The organism is Hydrogenophaga pseudoflava, assembly GCF_031020795.1.
Taxonomy (GTDB): domain Bacteria; phylum Pseudomonadota; class Gammaproteobacteria; order Burkholderiales; family Burkholderiaceae_C; genus Hydrogenophaga; species Hydrogenophaga pseudoflava_A.
The window spans coordinates 212,263-228,589 of record NZ_JAVHJP010000005.1 but is presented as its reverse complement, the minus strand read 5'-3'; the positions used below and the strand labels follow the sequence as shown (position 1 = coordinate 228,589).

Annotated in this window: 16 protein-coding genes and 1 pseudogene; 9 read left to right on the top strand and 8 right to left on the bottom strand. The window is 68.1% G+C overall.

The features are described from left to right. Positions 1 to 61: 61 nt before the first annotated feature. Both RCO38_RS17400 and RCO38_RS17395 read left to right on the top strand, forming a co-directional pair. Complete coding sequence (locus RCO38_RS17400) at positions 62 to 1,858, top strand: NAD(P)/FAD-dependent oxidoreductase (RefSeq protein WP_308329615.1); 1,797 nt, start codon at positions 62 to 64, stop codon at positions 1,856 to 1,858. Between the two features lie 112 nt (positions 1,859 to 1,970). After that, positions 1,971 to 2,198, top strand: a complete 228-nt coding sequence (locus tag RCO38_RS17395) for a hypothetical protein (protein WP_308329614.1) — start codon at positions 1,971 to 1,973, stop codon at positions 2,196 to 2,198. Between the two features lie 22 nt (positions 2,199 to 2,220). On the opposite strand, the gene RCO38_RS17390 is transcribed toward RCO38_RS17395, so the two are convergent. Both RCO38_RS17390 and RCO38_RS17385 read right to left on the bottom strand, forming a co-directional pair. Continuing rightward, a complete protein-coding gene (locus RCO38_RS17390; protein ID WP_308329613.1) occupies positions 2,221 to 3,120 on the bottom strand; it encodes a DMT family transporter in 900 nt (299 codons plus the stop codon). A gap of 605 nt (positions 3,121 to 3,725) precedes the next feature. Continuing rightward, positions 3,726 to 4,244: pseudogene (locus RCO38_RS17385) on the bottom strand (flavin reductase family protein); the annotation flags it as partial. 87 nt (positions 4,245 to 4,331) lie between these two features. Here RCO38_RS17385 and RCO38_RS17380 point away from each other — a divergent pair. Genes RCO38_RS17380 through RCO38_RS17360 form a run of 5 tightly spaced genes read left to right on the top strand, consistent with a single transcriptional unit; the run spans position 4,332 to position 9,443 of the window. Next, positions 4,332 to 5,384 carry a peptidase M29 gene (locus RCO38_RS17380; RefSeq protein ID WP_308329612.1) on the top strand — a complete coding sequence of 351 codons (1,053 nt, stop codon included), beginning with the start codon at positions 4,332 to 4,334 and terminating at the stop codon, positions 5,382 to 5,384. Continuing rightward, on the top strand, positions 5,381 to 6,199 hold the full coding sequence (locus tag RCO38_RS17375; protein WP_308329611.1) for an alpha/beta fold hydrolase: 819 nt from the start codon (positions 5,381 to 5,383) through the stop codon (positions 6,197 to 6,199). The genes RCO38_RS17380 and RCO38_RS17375 overlap by 4 nt, the downstream gene beginning before the upstream one ends. 38 nt (positions 6,200 to 6,237) lie before the next feature. After that, positions 6,238 to 7,509 (top strand): acyl-CoA dehydrogenase family protein, encoded by a 1,272-nt coding sequence (locus tag RCO38_RS17370; protein ID WP_308329610.1) that lies wholly within the window; start codon positions 6,238 to 6,240, stop codon positions 7,507 to 7,509. Between the two features lie 25 nt (positions 7,510 to 7,534). Then, positions 7,535 to 8,446, top strand: a complete 912-nt coding sequence (locus tag RCO38_RS17365; protein WP_308329609.1) for a M14 family zinc carboxypeptidase — start codon at positions 7,535 to 7,537, stop codon at positions 8,444 to 8,446. Between the two features lie 19 nt (positions 8,447 to 8,465). Then, on the top strand, positions 8,466 to 9,443 hold the full coding sequence (locus RCO38_RS17360; RefSeq protein WP_308329608.1) for a LysR family transcriptional regulator ArgP: 978 nt from the start codon (positions 8,466 to 8,468) through the stop codon (positions 9,441 to 9,443). Here RCO38_RS17360 and RCO38_RS17355 read toward each other — a convergent pair. Then, entirely contained in the window at positions 9,430 to 9,885 is a 456-nt protein-coding gene (locus RCO38_RS17355; RefSeq protein WP_308329607.1) for a fasciclin domain-containing protein, read from the bottom strand. The genes RCO38_RS17360 and RCO38_RS17355 overlap by 14 nt on opposite strands. A gap of 50 nt (positions 9,886 to 9,935) precedes the next feature. Next, entirely contained in the window at positions 9,936 to 10,445 is a 510-nt protein-coding gene (locus RCO38_RS17350; RefSeq protein WP_308329606.1) for a fasciclin domain-containing protein, read from the bottom strand. Positions 10,446 to 10,652: 207 nt separating this feature from the next. Here RCO38_RS17350 and RCO38_RS17345 point away from each other — a divergent pair, with 207 nt between their 5' ends. Beyond that, positions 10,653 to 11,291 carry a TetR/AcrR family transcriptional regulator gene (locus RCO38_RS17345; RefSeq protein WP_308329605.1) on the top strand — a complete coding sequence of 213 codons (639 nt, stop codon included), beginning with the start codon at positions 10,653 to 10,655 and terminating at the stop codon, positions 11,289 to 11,291. Between the two features lie 16 nt (positions 11,292 to 11,307). On the opposite strand, the gene RCO38_RS17340 is transcribed toward RCO38_RS17345, so the two are convergent. The 3 genes from RCO38_RS17340 to RCO38_RS17330 form a co-directional block, all read right to left on the bottom strand. Beyond that, positions 11,308 to 11,730 (bottom strand): universal stress protein, encoded by a 423-nt coding sequence (locus RCO38_RS17340; protein ID WP_308329604.1) that lies wholly within the window; start codon positions 11,728 to 11,730, stop codon positions 11,308 to 11,310. 71 nt (positions 11,731 to 11,801) lie between these two features. Then, positions 11,802 to 12,632, bottom strand: a complete 831-nt coding sequence (locus RCO38_RS17335) for a metallophosphoesterase (RefSeq protein ID WP_308329603.1) — start codon at positions 12,630 to 12,632, stop codon at positions 11,802 to 11,804. Next, positions 12,629 to 13,618 (bottom strand): LysR family transcriptional regulator, encoded by a 990-nt coding sequence (locus tag RCO38_RS17330; RefSeq protein WP_308329602.1) that lies wholly within the window; start codon positions 13,616 to 13,618, stop codon positions 12,629 to 12,631. The genes RCO38_RS17335 and RCO38_RS17330 overlap by 4 nt, the downstream gene beginning before the upstream one ends. A gap of 102 nt (positions 13,619 to 13,720) precedes the next feature. Here RCO38_RS17330 and RCO38_RS17325 point away from each other — a divergent pair, with 102 nt between their 5' ends. After that, positions 13,721 to 14,269 (top strand): hypothetical protein, encoded by a 549-nt coding sequence (locus RCO38_RS17325; protein ID WP_308329601.1) that lies wholly within the window; start codon positions 13,721 to 13,723, stop codon positions 14,267 to 14,269. Between the two features lie 86 nt (positions 14,270 to 14,355). Here the strand turns inward: RCO38_RS17325 and RCO38_RS17320 are convergent, their stop codons facing one another. Continuing rightward, positions 14,356 to 16,230 (bottom strand): phosphoenolpyruvate carboxykinase (GTP), encoded by a 1,875-nt coding sequence (locus RCO38_RS17320; protein WP_308329600.1) that lies wholly within the window; start codon positions 16,228 to 16,230, stop codon positions 14,356 to 14,358. Positions 16,231 to 16,327: the final 97 nt, after the last annotated feature.

The window sequence follows — 16,327 nt, the reverse complement described above, 5'->3', positions numbered from 1 at the left end:
CGCGTCTTGTGATGCACAAGGCACCGGCCCGCACCGAGGCCGGCATCACAGGAGACAACCCATGACTGCAAACACGCCCTCCCAGCGGGCCCAGCGCTGGCTGGACGCTTTCGGAGCCGCCCTGGCCTCCGGCAATCCCGACAACGTGCTGCCCCTCTTCGACGCCGACTGCTACTGGCGCGACCTCGTGTCCTTCACCTGGAACATCCGCACGCAGGAAGGCCACGACGCGGTGCGCGACATGCTCGCCGCGCGCCAGGCCGACGCGGGCGCGTCCAACTTCCAGCTCGACGGCGAGGCCACCGAGGCCGACGGCGTCACCGAAGCCTGGTTCACCTTCGAGACCCGCGTCTCGCGCGGCCGCGGCCACCTGCGCCTCAAAGGCGACAAGGCCTGGACCCTGCTGACCACCATGGTCGAGCTCAAGGGCTTTGAAGAGAAGAAGGGGCCTCGCCGCATCAAGGGCGCCGAACACGGCGTGCACAAGGGCCGCAAGAGCTGGCTCGAACTGCGGCAGGACGAGCAGGCCCGGCTGGGCTACGAAGAGCAGCCCTACGTGGTCATCATCGGCGGCGGGCAGGGCGGCATCATCCTGGCCGCGCGGCTGCGCCGCCTGGGCGTGCCGACCATCGTGGTCGAGAAGAACCCGCGGCCCGGCGACAGCTGGCGCAACCGCTACAAGAGCCTGTGCCTGCACGACCCGGTCTGGTACGACCACCTGCCGTATCTGCCCTTCCCGGACGACTGGCCGGTGTTCGCGCCCAAGGACAAGGTGGGCGACTGGCTGGAGATGTACACCAAGGTCATGGAGATCAACTACTGGGGCTCCACCACCGCCAAGAAGGCCAGCTACGACGAGGCCAAGGGCGAGTGGACCGTGGTGGTCGACCGCAACGGTGAAGAGGTGACGCTGCGGCCCAAGCAGCTGGTGTTCGCGCTGGGGGTCTCGGGCTACCCGAACGTGCCCAAGATCGCGGGCGCCGAGACCTTCGAGGGCGACCAGCACCACTCCAGCAAGCACCCCGGCCCCGAAAAGTACGCGGGCAAGAAGGCGGTGGTGCTCGGCTCCAACAACTCGGCGCACGACATCTGTGCGGCGCTGTGGGAACACGGCGCCGACGTCACCATGATCCAGCGCACGAGCACGCACATTGCGCCGTCGAACTCGCTGATGGAGCTGGCGCTGGGCGGGCTGTACAGCGAGGAGGCGGTGAAGAACGGCATCGACCACCACAAGGCCGACCTGATCTTCGCCAGCGTGCCCTACAAGATCATGCACAGCTTCCACATCCCCGTGTACGAGGAGATGAAGAAGCGCGACGCGGACCTCTACAGCCGGCTGGAGAAGGCGGGCTTCCTGCTCGACTTCGGCGACGACGGCTCGGGCCTGTTCATGAAGTACCTGCGCCGCGGCTCGGGCTACTACATCGACGTCGGCGCGAGCGAGCTGGTGGCCAACGGCAGCATCAAGCTCAAGAGCGGCGTGAACATCGAGCGCATCAACCCCAAGAGCGTGACGCTCACCGACGGCACCGAACTGCCGGCCGACCTGATCGTCTACGCCACCGGCTACGGCTCGATGAACCACTGGCTGGCCGACCTGGTGTCGCCCGAAGTGGCCGACCGCGTCGGCAAGGTCTGGGGCCTGGGCTCCAGCACGACGAAGGACCCGGGGCCGTGGGAAGGCGAACTGCGCAACATGTGGAAGCCGACCAACCAGAAGCAGCTCTGGATCCACGGCGGCAACCTGCACCAGAGCCGCCACTACTCGCAGTTCCTGTCGCTGCAACTGAAGGCGCGGTATGAGGGGCTGGACACGCCGGTGTACGGGCAGGCGGCGGTGCACCACCTGCGGTGAGGGATGGAGGGAAGTCGTGGGTCGGCCTCCGGGCCGATCCACCGCCCCTTCGGGCGCGCGAACCCGGGCCTTGGTGTTAGTGTTTCAGACAGCCAATTCCGGGAGGCTGCAAATGAAGAAGCTGTTGGAGGTGATCGCGCTGACCCTGGTGGGTCTGTCGGTCTGCTTCACCGCAGGCACGGCGATCTACCGCTGGATGACGCAGGGCGACGAGGTCCGGTGCGTCGCCAACGAATTCACCTTCGGGTGCGCCACCACCCTGGGTCATGTGCTGACCTGGGTGGGGGTGCTGGTGGTGGTCGTGACGTTGGTGCTGTGGGCGCGCTTCCGCGGTCACTGACCTTGCCGATGCTTGAAGTCGTTTAGCCCTTGCGGCTCACCAGCACGATCCCCGTCGCCACGCCCACCAGCGCCAGCACCAGCTGCAGCGTCAGCGGCTCGCCCAGCAGCACCACGCCGAAGACCAGCGCGAACAGCGGGGTGAGGAAGGTGAAGGTGCTCATCTGCGTCGCGGGGTAGTGGCGCAGCATCCACATCCAGGCCAGGTAGCTGGCGAAGGCGCCCACGGCGGTCTGCAGAAACACCGAGCCCCAGGCCAGCGCGGAGTAGTCGAAGGACCAGGTCTCGCCCAGCGCCAGCGACAGCAGCGGGCAGACCACGGCGGTCACGCTCAGTTGGTAGAACAGCGACTTCTCGGCCTGGACGCCGGCCACCTTGGTGGTGCGGATGGCGATGGTGGTCAGGCCCCAGAACATGCCGGCCGCCAGGCCCATGGCGTCGCCCTTCCACTGGCCCGGCGCGGAGCCGTGCAGGAAGGCTTCGCTGAACGCGATGCCCACGGCGCTGAAGGCGATCACCAGGCCGACCCATTGGATCTTGCGCAGCTTCTCCGAGGGCACGAAGCGCGGCAGCAGCACGGCCACCCAGAACGGGCTGGTGTAGAGGAACACGGTCAGGCGCGAGGCGCTGGTGTGCTGCAGGCCCAGGTAGATCAGGCAGAACTCGGCCGCGAACAGCAGGCCCACGAGCAGGCCGCCCTTGAGCGAGCCGTCGCGGTTGAACAGCTTCACGCCGCGGAACTGGCACCAGAGCCAGAGCAGGGCGGTGGCGCCGGCCATGCGCACCGAGGCCTGCCACAGCGGTGGGATTTCGCGGCCGGCGAACTTGATCAGGATCTGCTGGAAGCCCCAGAAGGCGCAGCAGGCCACCAGAACGGTGATGGCGAAGGTGTCGAGGTGGTCTTTGCGTTGGACGGCGGTCATGGGGGCAGGAGGGTAGCGCAAAGGTGAACGGGCGATCCGGCGCCGGGCCGCCCCAAGCCGGATCAGCCCCCGCGGGGGGCAGCGACCCGCGCAGCGGCGGAGCGTGGGGGCTCCTCGTTCACGAGGCGTTGCAGATGCCGTTTGAGCGTGTCCGCTTCGTGCGCCGACCAGCGCGAGAGCAGGCTGCTTTCCTGCGCGCGGGCCTGTTCGATCAGCGCGGCGGCGATGCGCCGGCCTTCGTTGGTGGCCACCACCAGGGTGCGGCGCTGGTCGGCGGGGTCGGCCAGCAGCTGCACCAGACCGTCCTCGGCCATGCGCTGCACGAGCTTGGTGACGGTGGGCTGCTTGGCCAGCACGTCGTGCGCCAGCTGGCCGACGGCGATGGCGCCCTGGCCGTTGGGGTGGCTGCCGGGGTGGCTGAGCGCGGCGTCGTGCAGCACGGCCAGCACGCGCCAGGCGATGTGGGTCAGGCCCTGGGCGGCGATGGCGTTCTCGAAGTCGCGGTAGACCGCGTGGCTGGCCTGCCCGAGCAGGTAGCCCAGGTAGCTGCCGACGAAGCGGCCGTCGGGCGGCTGCGGCGCGCTCGCGTCGGCCGGTGCGCCGTGGAGGGGGTGCTCGGTGTAGAAGCGCCCGCCGTGGTAGAGCAGGGGCGAGGCGTCGGCGCGGCGCGCGCAGCGCTCGACCTCGCCCACGAAGATGACGTGGTCGCCCTCGGTGTACTGGCTGCGGTTGAAGCACTCGAAAGTGGCGACGCAGCCTTCGAGCAGCGGCGCGCCACCCGCGCCGTCGCTGAAGGCCACACCGGCCCAGCGGTCGACGCCGCGCGCGGCGAACCGCTCCGCCAGCGCCTGCTGGTCGGCGGCGAGCACGTTGATCGCGTAGTGCCGGCCGTTGCTGAACACCGCCATCGAGCCGGCCGCCTTGCCCAGGCTCCACAGCACCAGCGGCGGGTCCAGCGAGACCGAGTTGAACGAGCTGGCCGTCAGGCCGACGGGTTCACCCTGGTCGTTGCGCGCCGTGACGATGGTGACGCCGGTCGCGAACATGCCCAGCGTCGCGCGGAAGTCGCGCGGCGAAAAATCGGGCGGTTGGGCGGAGTGGCCGGCGGCACGGGACGGGGACATGGCTGCAATTTATATGAAAATTCATGAATAATGTGTCCGCGGCCACCATTTCCCCGATGGCAGGCCCCCCAAAACAGGAGACGACCCATGTTGCAGGAGCGGATCGAACCCGCCTGGATCGACGCGTTTGAAGCGGTGCTGCGGCGTTGTGCGCTGCAGCCGGGCGACACGGTTGCGATTCTCGGCGAAAGCCAGAGCCGTCCGGTTCTGGTCGAACTGGCGCGCCTCGCGGCGGCGCGCATCGGTGCCCCGGCCTTCGTGCTGACCCTGCCCTCGGTGTTCGGCGCCGCGGGCGAACCCGTGACCCGCTCCACCGGGGCATCACCGGCCATTCAACAGCAGTTGCCGGTGATCGCGGCACTGCAGGCCTGTACCTTGGTGATCGATTGCACGGTCGAGGGCCTGATGCACGCGCCCGAGCTGCCGGCCATCCTGCAGGGCAACGGCATCACGCAGCCGCGCATCGTCTACGTGAGCAACGAGCACCCCGAGGCACTGGCGCGCCTGCTGCCTGACGATGCCACCGAGGCGCGGGTGAAGGCGCATGTGAAGCGTCTGCGCGGCGCCCAGGCCATGCGCGTGACCTCGCCGGCCGGCACCGAGCTGTCCATCTCGCTGCACGGCGCGGTGGTGGGCGGCAACTGGGGCAGCACCACGCGCCCCGGCACGCTCACGCACTGGCCTGGCGGCCTGGTGCTGGCTTTTCCGGCGGCGGGCAGCGTGAGCGGCCGGCTGGTGCTGGCCGAGGGCGACGTGAACCTGACCTTCAAGCGCTACATCGAACGCCCCATCACGCTGACCATCGAGCACGACTACGTGACCCACATCGACGGCGGCGGCGTGGACGCCGAGCTGCTGCGCAGCTACTTCGCAGCCTGGGGAGAAAAAGAAGCTTACGCGGTGAGCCATGTGGGCTATGGCCTGAGCGACGCCGCGCGCTGGGACAGCATGGCGCTGTACGACAAGCGCGACTTCAACGGCACCGAGCTGCGCGCCTTTGCGGGCAATTTCCTCTACAGCACGGGCGCCAACGAAACCGCCGGCCGCTACACCCGCGGCCACTTCGACTGGCCCATGCGCGACTGCACCGTGTCGCTCGATGGCACGGTCGTCGTCGACGCCGGAAAGGTGATCTCTTGAACAGCCTCCCTACTTTCACGACACTGGGCGACGGCGCCACCACCGTGCTCATGCTGCACGGCATCGGTGGCGGGCACCTGGCCTTTGCGCCGCAGGTCGAAACCCTGGCCAGCGTGGGCTACCGCGCGGTGGCCTGGGACATGCCCGGCTACGGCCACAGCGCACCCATCGAGCCCTACACCTTCAAGGGCCTGGCGCAGAGTTGCGTGAACCTCATCGACGCGCTGCAGTGCGAGAGCGTGGTCCTTGTGGGGCACAGCATGGGCGGCATGGTGGCGCAGGAAGTCATCGCGCGCCGGCCCGACAAGGTGCGCAAGCTCATGCTCTGCGGTACCTCGGCGGCCTTCGGCAAACGCAGCGACGGCCAGAACGCCGAGGCCTGGGCCCGGCAGTTCATCGCCCAGCGCACCGCGCCGCTGGACGCCGGCCAGAGCATGGCCGACATGGCCGCGAAGCTGGTGCCGCAGATGGTCGGCCCGGGCTCACTGCCCGAGGGCGTGCGCCTGGCCGAGCAGTGCATGGGCCGCGTGCCGGCCGCCACCTACCGGCGCGCGCTGGACTGCATCGTCACCTTCGACCGCCAGGCCGCGCTGTCCCACATCGGCGTGCCCACGCTGCTGGTCGGCGGGGAGTTCGACCGCGTGGCCTCGCCCGCGGTGATGAAGCAGATGGCGCAGGCGATCCCGAACGCGCGCTACACCGAGATGGCCGGCGTGGGCCACCTGATGAACCTGGAAGCGCCCGACGAGTTCGACCGCATCCTGCTGGACTTCCTCCGCGAATCCGCGCCCAGGACGCGCCCGGACCTGCACTGAATCTGCCCGATCACACACCCCAAAGAGGAGACATCCGCATGAGTACCCGCCCCGTCAACCCGGTCACCGGTCTGGACTTCACGCCCGCGGTGGGCGACTTTCCCTTCACGCCGCTGCAGCGCGAGTGGCTGGCCAGGGCGCATGCGCTGGGCCGCGACAAGTTCGCCGCGCGCGCCGCGTTGTGGGACCAGGAAGCCAGCTTCCCCTTCGCCAACTACGACGACCTGCGCGAGCAGGGCTTTCTCAAGCTCTGCGTGCCCACCGAGTTCGGCGGCGCGGGGGCCGACTTCCCGACCTACATGATGGTCGCGGCCGAGATCGGGCGCTTCTGCGGCGCCACCGCGCTGACCTGGAACATGCACATCTGCTCCACCATGTGGACCGGCGTGCTGGCCGACGGCATTGCGATGAGCGAGGAGCAGCGCGCCGAACACGCCGCGCGCCGCAAGCTGCACTTCGCGCGCATCGTGAACGGGGGCAAGCTCTACGCGCAACCGTTCAGCGAAGGCACGGCGGCCGCGGCCGGCCGCGCGCCCTTCGGCACCACGGCAAAGAAGGTCGAGGGCGGCTGGCTCATCAACGGCCGCAAGATCTGGGCGAGCCTCTCGGGCGCGGCCGACTACTACGGCGTGCTCTGCACCGAAGACAAGGGCGACCAGCACCCCGACGCGCGCGACACGCTCTACATCAGCGTGCCGGCCACGTCCGAGGGCTTCTCCATCAGTGGCGACTGGGACCCGCTGGGCATGCGCGGCACCGTCAGTCGCAACCTCACGTTCAAGGACGTGTTCGTGAGCGACGACGAGCAGCTCATGCCGCGCGGCATCTATTTCAAGGGCGCGCAGACCTGGCCGGCCATGTTCTTCACCCTCGCGCCCACCTACCTGGGCGTGGCGAATGCGGCCTACGACTTCACGGTGCAGTACCTGCGCGGCGAGGTGCCGGGCGAGCCACCCATCAAGCGCCGCCAGTTCCCCACCAAGCAGATCACGGTGGCGCAGATGCGGCTGCAGCTCGAGTCGATGAAGAGCCTGTTCACCCGCGCCATCTTCGAGGCCAAGCCCAACCCGAGCAAGGACGAGAAGCTGCGCCTCTACGCCGCGCACCACGCGGTGATGGAAGGCGCCAACGACCTGGCGCGGCTGGCCATTCGCACCTGCGGCGGCCAGAGCATGCTCAAGCACCTGCCGCTGGAGCGCCTGTACCGCGACAGCCGCTGCGGCGCGCTGATGCTGCCCTGGACGGCCGAACTCATCCTCGACCGCATGGGCCGCGAAACCCTGTACGAGCCCGGCGAAAAGGACGACTGAGGGAGCGGTCCATAGAATCGTGGTCATGACCCGTGACCACCGTTTTTCCCTGTCCGCTCGCCCGCTCCTCACACTGGGACTGGCGCTGGCCGCCCACGCGGGCGCCTCTGGTGCGCCGACGGCACCTGTCGCCGACAAGACGGTGGACCCCTGCATCGAGTTTGTCGCCCGCCTGCCCAACGTGAAAGCGCCGCTCTGCCACGCGGCCCAGCTCAGGCCTTCCAACGGCGGTGTGTCGGTGCAGGGCCGAACCCTGTACCAGCGCGACGTGATGGCCCCCGACGCCAAGGTGCGGGTGCTGGTGGTGGGCGCCATGCACGGCGACGAGCTGTCCTCGGCCGCGGTGGCGCTGCACTGGATCCAGCGCGCGGTGGAGACGCCGTCCAATGTGCACTGGCGCTTCATTCCCGCCCTCAACCCCGACGGCCTGATGGCGCGGCCGGCCCAGCGGGTCAACGCCCGCGGCGTCGACCTCAACCGCAACTTCCCGACCCCCAACTGGGCGCGCGACGCCAGGATCTACTGGGAGCAGCGCACGAAGAAAGACCCGCGCCGCTGGCCCGGTCCCAAGCCGCTGTCCGAGCCCGAGTCGAAGTTTTTTCACGAGGAGATGGAGCGCTTCCAGCCCGACCTGATCGTGAGCATCCACGCGCCCTACGGCGTGCTTGACTTCGATGGCCCCACCGTGCCGCCCGCCCGCCTGGGCCGCCTCTACCTGGACCAGGTCGGCATCTTCCCGGGCAGCCTCGGCAACTACGGTGGCGTGCACAAGGGCATGCCGGTGGTCACCATCGAGCTGCCCAGCGCCATCCGCACCCCGCTGGACGCCGAGATGCGCCAGATGTGGCTCGACCTGCTGCGCTGGATGAGCGAGCGCGTCATCCCCGCCGAGGGCGACGCCAAGGTGCTGCCGGTCAAGGTGAAGAAGACCGGCTGACCCAACGCGCGGAGAACCCATGAGCACCTTTGACCCTGACGCCCTGGAGTGTCTGGCCGCCATCATCGAAGAGGGGGGCTTCGAACGTGCGGCGCAGCGCCTGTCGATCACACAGTCGGCGGTGTCGCAACGCCTGCGTGCGCTGGAGGCGCAGGTGGGTACGGTACTCATCGTGCGCAGCCGGCCGCTCAAGCCCACGCCGGCGGGGCAGTTGATGCTCAAGCACGCCAAGATGATGCGGCTGCTGCGCGCCGACCTGGAAAAGGACCTCAAGGAACTGGCGCCCAGCGCGGCCGGCGCCAGCCGCGACGAGGAGCGCATTTCGGTGGCCATGAACGCCGACAGCATTGCCACCTGGGCACTGCCCGCGCTGGACGCGCTGGCGCGACAGGGCTTGCCGGTGGAGATCATCACCGACAACGAGGAATTCACCCAGGAGTGGTTGCGCGAGGGCCAGGTGCTGGGTTGCGTCACCTCGCTGGGGCAGACGCTGCGCGGCTGCAGGATGGTGCCATTGGGCTGCATGGACTATGTGGCCGTGGCGCAGGCGGATTTCGCCCGCAGCCGTTGCCCCAAGGGCCTCAGCGCCCACAATTTTCATCAGCTGCCTTTTGTCGCGTTCAATCGCAAGGACTACCAGCAGCACGGCTTCGTGGAGCAGGCCTTCGGCTTGCCGCGTGTCGGGCTCAAGCAGTTGTACGTGCCGTCCAGCGTCGGACAGCTGCGAGCGGTTCAGGCCGGCTGGGGCGTGAGCGTGCTGCCGGAGTTGCTGGTGCGCGAGCAGCTCGCCAGCGGCGAGCTGGTGAACCTGGCGCCGCGGCACCGGCTGAGCGTGACGCTGTACTGGCACTGCTGGAACCTGAGTTCGGATGTGCTGGACGCGCTGACCGCGGCCCTGACGGAGGCGGCCACGCGCACCCTGCAGCCCGCCGGGACACAAAAAACCCCGCCGGGGCGGGGTTCCAAGCGCAGGAGTGCCGGCGTCACTTCGGCATGATGACGCTGTCGATGACGTGGATCACGCCGTTGTCGGCGACGATGTCCGTCTTCACCACGTTGGCGGCGTCCACCTTCACGCCACCCGTGGTGGCCACGGTGATCTCGCTGCCCTGAACCGTCTTGACCTTGCCGGCCTTGACGTCGGCGGCCATCACCTTGCCCGGCACCACGTGGTAGGTCAGCACGGCGGTCAGCTTGGCCTTGTCCTTCAGCAGCGCATCCAGGTCGGCCTTGGGCACCTTGGCGAAGGCTTCGTCGGTGGGCGCAAACACGGTGAACGGGCCCTTGCCCTTGAGCGTATCGACCAGACCGGCGGCCTGCAGGGCCGTGGCCAGGGTCTTGAACGAGCCGGCCGCGACCGCGGTGTCGACGATGTCCTTGGCATGGGCGGACCCCAGGGTGGCCAGGGCGATGACGGAGGCAATCAGGGACTTCTTCATGGGTAACTCCTTGGAGGGGTTGAGGACAGGGGGAAAAGAAGAACGGGCCATCAGGCCGGCGGCAGGATGACCCGGTCGATCAGGTGCACCACGCCGTTGCTGCAGAGGATGTCGGTGGCGACGATGGCCGCCTGGCGGCCCCGGCCGTCGGTGATGCGCAGGTCGGCACCGACACTGAAGGTCGCGCCCTGCAGGGTCGCGATGGGGGTGTTCACCGGCACCTGGTCCTTGAGCACCCGGCCGGACACCACGTGGTAGGTCAGTACGGCCGTCAGCAGCGGCTTGTCGGCCAGCAGCGCTTCCTTGGTGACGCCCAGCTCGGACAGCAGCGCGGCGAACGCCGCGTTGGTGGGAGCGAACACGGTCAGCGGACCGGGCGCACTGAGGGCGTCGACCAGACCGGCGGCCACCACCGCCTCGACCAGGATGCTCAGGTTGGGCGTGGCCTGGGCCGTGGCCACGATGTTCGGCGGGGCGTGGTCGTCGTCACCGCCGCCACAGGCGGTCAGAAGGCCTGCCGCGGCACCAGCCAGCAGCAGGGAACGTCTCGGGATCGGCATCTCGGTCTCCTTCAGGCATGGGGTGGATAGAGACAGCCGGCAGTGGAGTTGGTCACTCCGAAATCAGGGTCCGTTGCTGTCCGGGCGTGATATTAGTCTCATGAGATCAAAAAGTGACTGCTCAGTATAATAAATGCACTTGACAGTATGGTTATCAACTTCTGCGTCCATTTGCGGCACAATGCGAGTGCTGCCCAAAGATTCACCATGACCACCGCTGTTTCCTCCTCGTCCCCCCGCAACGTCCCCAAACGCAGTTTTCGCGAACAGATGCATCTGGCGCGCGAGGACGCCATCGTCTCGGCGGTCAACCGGCTGCTGGCCGAAAAGGGTTTCGAGGCGATGACGGTGGACGAGGTTGCCGCCGAGGTGGGGATTGCCAAGGCCAGCCTCTACAAGCACTTCCCGAGCAAGGAAGACCTGGCCGCGGCCGCCATGGTCAAGGTGATGAACCGGGCGCGGGCTTTCCTGGACACGCTTGATCCGAAGGCGCCGCCGCTGGAGCTCCTGCGCCAGGTGGCGCGCTGGACCATGGAGGTGCAGCTGGCCGGTGAGATGCCCTCGCTGCCCAGCGAGAACTCCAGCCTGCGCGCGGCCCTGACGACCAACAAGGCCTATGTGGACGGGCTGATGGATGTGAGCGACCGGCTGGGCGCATGGATCGAGGCGGCCCAGCGGCAGGGCACCATCAACCCGGGCCTGCCGCCGATCGCGGTGCTGTACACCCTCTATGCACGGGCCTGCGACCCGGTGCTGGGGTTCCTCAAGGGTTCCGGCCTGTACAGCGACGGCCAGATCATCGACCTGGTGCTCAGCACCTGCTTCGACGGGTTGCGCCAGCGCTGAGGCCGGCGCGGGCGCGTCAGCGCACCAGCATCACCGGCACGCCACAGTGCGCCAGCACCTGTGTGGCGACCGAGCCCATCACGAGGTTGCCCAGGGCGCTGTGACCGTGCGAGCCCATCATCACCAGGTCGAACTTGCCGGCGTCGGCTTGTTTGGCGATCTGTTCGCCGGGGGTACCGGTCTTGTGCACGACCTTGGGTTCGATGCCGTGGCGCTTGAGGAACTTGACCACGGGTGCGGTCACCTTCTCGGCCTCTTCGGCGTAGTAGCTGTTGGCGACCTCCGCACCCACGGCGGCACGCGCCCGCGGAGGCAAGGGCATCTGCACGGTGAAGATCGTGAACTCGTTCTCGGGGTGGAAGACCTCCAGGTGGGTGGTCAGGTAGGCCAGCATCTTCTTGGTGTATGCGCTGCCGTCCACAGCGAGCAGGATCTTCATGGTGTCTCTCCGGTTGTGTGGCCCTTGGCGGGCGAATCGCGCCAGTGTAAGCGCGGGGTGTGGTCTTTTTCCTATGGGATTTCCACATTCACCGTCAGCGTGGGCCTGAAATCGTCCTGCTCGCCCTTGCGCGCATAGCCCAGCGGATTGGCCACGATGCGGCAGCGGCCCACCAGCACGTCGGTGGCGCAGTGCAGGTGGCCGTGCAGCCACAGATCGGCCTGCGGCAGCAACTCGTCCAGGGCGTTGCAGAAACCGGCGGTGCCGGGCGCCAGGCCGTAGCGCGGGTCGGCGCTGTGCAGGGTCGGCGCGAAATGCGTCACCACGACCGTGGGCCCACCGTGCGGCTGCGCCAGCGCAGCGCGCAACCAGTCCTGGCATTCCAGTGCAAGCTCGCGCATGGCGGCCGCGTCGAACAGGGCGCCTGCGCGCAGACCGGCCATCTTGTGGAGATAGAAGTTCGCGGCGCGAAACGCCTTTTCGCGCAGGCGCAGGCGCTCGGTCTCGGTCGCGTCTGCCGGCGCCAGCGCGTCGTAGTCGCTCCAGAGCGTGGTGCCGATGAAGCGCACGCCGTCGATCCGCAGCGTCTCTCGCTCCAGCCAGGCAATGCCGAGCCGGTCGCAGGCGCGGCGCAGACCCGCGTGCGCCTCGTCCCAGTCGAGGTTGTCGTATTCGTGGTTGCCCGGCACGAACAGCACCGGCGTCGGCCAGCCGCCGTGCTGCGGCAGGGGCGAGAAGCGCCGCAGCCCCCAGTCGGGCTCGTCCATCACCGTGCCGTCTCGCCGCTTCTGGTAGGAACCGATGTCGCCCGCGAGCACCAGCAGGTCGGCGTCCGGCGCGGGCGTGGCGATGAAGCCGGCGTCGGCTTCGAGGTGCAGGTCGCTGAGCAGTTGCAGCTTCATCCCGCAATTGTCGTTGCAGCTTCCGCTGCGGTCTCCGCGAAGCCGCGCCGCGCCGCCCGCTCGACCGCCTGCCGCAGCCAGCGGTGCGCGCCGTTGTGCGCCGACTGCCGGTGCCACAGGGCGTCGACGTGCACCACAGGCACCGGCAGCGGCAGCTCGCGCAGCGTCAGCGCCGACTCGATCCCGGTGACCTCGACGAAATGGCGCGGCAGCACGGTCAGCAGGTCGGTGCTGGCCACCACGCGCCCCGCGGTGAAGAACTGGTTGACGGTGATCACCACCCGGCGCTGGCGCGACATGGCGGACAACGCCTCGTCGACAAAGCCGAAGGGCCGGCCCGAGAAGCTCACCAGCAGGTGGCGCGCGGCGCAGTAGGCATCGAGCGTGAGCGGCGCTCGGGCCAGGGGGTGGTCGCGGCGCATCACCACCACGTACTCGCCGTCGTAGAGCCGCTGGTGCAGGAAACGCGGGCTGTGCTCCTGCAGGTGAATGGCGGTCAGTTCGGCGATCACGCCGGGGAAGTGACCGATCGCCAGGTCGGCCGAGCCCGACTCCAGCAGCTCGCGCGGATCGCGCGTGGTGAGCGGCACGATGCGCAGATTCACCCCCGGGGCCTCTTTCTCCAGCAGATCCACCAGCCCGGGCACCAGCTTGGCCGCCGTGGCATCGGCCATGGCCAGCACAAAGGCGTTGGCCGCCGTGGCGGGCTCGAAGCCGGCCGGGGACAGGGACTCCCGCAGCTGGGCCAGGGCGTCGCGCACCGTGGGCCACAGCGCCAGCGCCACCGGCGTCGCCTCCACGCCGTAGCCCGAGCGCCGGACCAGTTCGTCGCCCAGGTGTTCCCGCAGGCGCTTGAGCGCATTGCTCACTGCCGGCTGCGTCATCGCGAGGTTGTGCGCGGCGCGGGTGAGGTTGCGCTCGGCCATGACTTCGTCGAACACCCTCAGCAGGTTGAGGTCCAGGGTGCGGAAGTTGGTCTCATTCATCATCTCTGTGAATGTAATTCATCACAAAAATAAAGTGGCGTGACATCAGGGTTCACCCTAGTATTCACCCGTCCAAAAGACCGTTTCCCAAAGGAGTTCGCCATGAGCACCGTCTTCTCTTCCTCTCCCGCCTCCGTCGGCCTGGGCACCAGTGCCAAACGTGGCGCCCCCCGCCGCTTCGACGGCTCTCGCAGCCTGGCCACCATGCTGCTCGCCGCCGCCGTGGCCGCGCTGGTTGTGCTGGCCGACCAGATGATCGGCACCTGGGCCGATGGCCACCTGTTCCTCGGCTGGGTCGCACTGTGGGTCGTCATCTTCGCCGGCTCTGCACTGTTCGCCGGCACCGCCCGCCGCGCGGCGCAGGTCACGCTGCGCTCGCTCGACAGCTGGTCGCGCTCGCTGGCCGAAGCCCGCGCTGAGGCCCGCCTCTGGGATCTGGCCCGCACCGATCCGCGCCTCAAGGCCGAACTGATGCAAGCCCGTGCCCGCGAAGCCGAGCTGGCCGAAGAACTCAACCCCACCGCGCCCGCTGCCAACGACTTCTCGGACGCGCTGGCGCCGCTGGGCATGGACACGGGATTCGCTTCGCCGATCCGCCGCTGGGCCCGGATGGAAGTGCGCCGCCAGACGGGTTACCTGCCCTATCTGTAAAGCCTTTCCAGACCACCCATGAAAAAAGCCCCCCGGCGGACGCCGGGGGGCTTTTTGTTTGGGTCGGGACCCCGGATGGCTCCGGATCAGGCGGTGGTGAGGCGCTTTTCCAGATCGTTCTTGGTGTCGATCAGGGCCTGAGGCATGTGGTAGGCCAGCTGCTCGAAGTGCGCGTCGTGCAGCTTGAACTCTTCGGCCCAGGCGGCCTTGTCGATGCTGGTGACTTGCGCGAACTGCTCGGCGCTGAAGTCCAGGCCGGTCCAGTTGATCTCGGCGTAGGCCGGGGCCGTGCCGAACATCGTCTGCTCACCCTGGGCCTTGCCCTCGATGCGGTCGATCATCCACTTGAGCACGCGCATGTTGTCGCCGTAGCCGGGCCAGACGAACTTGCCGTCGGCATTCTTGCGGAACCAGTTCACGCAGAACATCTTGGGCAGCGCGGCGCCAGACTTGGCGACGGTCTCGCCGACGTTGAGCCAATGCTGGAAGTAGTCGCTCATGTTGTAGCCGCAGAAGGGCAGCATGGCGAACGGGTCGCGGCGCACCACGCCCTGCGCGCCGAAGGCGGCGGCGGTGGTCTCCGAACCCATGGTGGCGGCCATGTAGACACCCTCGGTCCAGCTGCGGGCCTCGGTCACGAGCGGCACGGTGGTGCTGCGGCGGCCACCGAACATGAAGGCGTCGATCGCCACGCCGTTGGCGTCGTCCCACTGCGGGTCCAGGGCCGGGTTGTTGGTGGCGGCGACGGTGAAGCGCGAGTTCGGGTGGGCGGCCTTGGTGCCCTTTTCCTTGGCGATGGCCGGGGTCCAGTCCTTGCCCTGCCAGTCGATCAGGTGGTCGGGGACGGTGCCGGTGTCCTTCTCCATGCCTTCCCACCACACGTCGCCGTCGTCGGTCAGGGCGACGTTGGTGAAGATCACGTTCTTGTCCAGCGAGCGCATGCAGTTCGGGTTGGTGTGCATGTTGGTGCCGGGGGCGACGCCGAAGTAGCCGGCCTCGGGGTTGATGGCGTACATGCGGCCGTCGTCATGGGGCTTGACCCAGGCGATGTCGTCACCGATGGTGGTCACCTTCCAGCCGGGGAAGGCGCTCTCGGGCGGCACCAGCATGGAGAAGTTGGTCTTGCCGCAGGCACTGGGGAAGGCCGCGGCGACGTGGTACTTCTTGCCTTCGGGGTTGGTCACGCCCAGGATGAGCATGTGCTCGGCCAGCCAGCCCTGGTCGCGGCCCATGTTGGAGGCGATGCGCAGTGCGAAGCACTTCTTGCCCAGCAGCGCGTTGCCGCCGTAGCCCGAGCCGTAGGACCAGATCTCGCGCGTCTCGGGGAAATGCACGATGTACTTGGTGGTCGGGTTGCAGGGCCAGGTGGTGGTGTCCTTCTGGCCCTCGGCCAAAGGCGCGCCCACGGTGTGCATGCAGGGGACGAAGTCGCCGCTGTCGCCCAGCACGTCGTACACGGCCTTGCCCATGCGGGTCATCAGCTTCTGGTTGACCACCACGTAGGCGCTGTCGGTCAGCTCGATGCCGATGTGGGCGATGTGCGAGCCCAGGGGGCCCATGGAGAACGGCACCACGTACATGGTGCGGCCCTTCATGCAGCCGTCGAACAGCGGGTTCAGTGTGGCGCGCATCTCGGCCGGGGCCATCCAGTTGTTGGTCGGGCCGGCGTCTTCCTTCTTCTCGGAGCAGATGTAGGTGCGGTCTTCCACGCGGGCCACGTCGGACGGGTCGGTCCAGGCCAGGAAGGAGCCCGGGCGCTTGGCCGGGTTGAGCTTCTTGAAAGTGCCGGCATCGACCAGTTCCTGGCACAGGCGGTTGTATTCTTCCTGGCTGCCATCGCACCAGACCACGCTGTCGGGTTTGCACAGGGCCACCATGTCGGCCACCCAGGCGATCAGGCGGGCGTGCTTCACGTAGGCCGGGGTGTTGAGGTTCAGGCCCTGCATCACGGGAGAGTTCATCGAAAAGGCTCCGGTAGTTTGAAAGCGGCGGCCAAGAGACACCAACAGCCGCGGGCCACGGAACGGTGGCGGGCGGCTGTGCAAGATCCCTTGGGCA

Coding starts and splice junctions, on each gene's coding strand:
- RCO38_RS17400 (WP_308329615.1), top strand. CDS start 62: ATGACTGCAAACACGCCCTCCCAGCGGGCCCAGCGCTGGCTGGACGCT.
- RCO38_RS17395 (WP_308329614.1), top strand. CDS start 1,971: ATGAAGAAGCTGTTGGAGGTGATCGCGCTGACCCTGGTGGGTCTGTCG.
- RCO38_RS17390 (WP_308329613.1), bottom strand. CDS start 3,120: ATGACCGCCGTCCAACGCAAAGACCACCTCGACACCTTCGCCATCACC.
- RCO38_RS17380 (WP_308329612.1), top strand. CDS start 4,332: ATGTTGCAGGAGCGGATCGAACCCGCCTGGATCGACGCGTTTGAAGCG.
- RCO38_RS17370 (WP_308329610.1), top strand. CDS start 6,238: ATGAGTACCCGCCCCGTCAACCCGGTCACCGGTCTGGACTTCACGCCC.
- RCO38_RS17365 (WP_308329609.1), top strand. CDS start 7,535: ATGACCCGTGACCACCGTTTTTCCCTGTCCGCTCGCCCGCTCCTCACA.
- RCO38_RS17360 (WP_308329608.1), top strand. CDS start 8,466: ATGAGCACCTTTGACCCTGACGCCCTGGAGTGTCTGGCCGCCATCATC.
- RCO38_RS17355 (WP_308329607.1), bottom strand. CDS start 9,885: ATGAAGAAGTCCCTGATTGCCTCCGTCATCGCCCTGGCCACCCTGGGG.
- RCO38_RS17350 (WP_308329606.1), bottom strand. CDS start 10,445: ATGCCGATCCCGAGACGTTCCCTGCTGCTGGCTGGTGCCGCGGCAGGC.
- RCO38_RS17345 (WP_308329605.1), top strand. CDS start 10,653: ATGACCACCGCTGTTTCCTCCTCGTCCCCCCGCAACGTCCCCAAACGC.
- RCO38_RS17340 (WP_308329604.1), bottom strand. CDS start 11,730: ATGAAGATCCTGCTCGCTGTGGACGGCAGCGCATACACCAAGAAGATG.
- RCO38_RS17335 (WP_308329603.1), bottom strand. CDS start 12,632: ATGAAGCTGCAACTGCTCAGCGACCTGCACCTCGAAGCCGACGCCGGC.
- RCO38_RS17330 (WP_308329602.1), bottom strand. CDS start 13,618: ATGAATGAGACCAACTTCCGCACCCTGGACCTCAACCTGCTGAGGGTG.
- RCO38_RS17325 (WP_308329601.1), top strand. CDS start 13,721: ATGAGCACCGTCTTCTCTTCCTCTCCCGCCTCCGTCGGCCTGGGCACC.
- RCO38_RS17320 (WP_308329600.1), bottom strand. CDS start 16,230: ATGAACTCTCCCGTGATGCAGGGCCTGAACCTCAACACCCCGGCCTAC.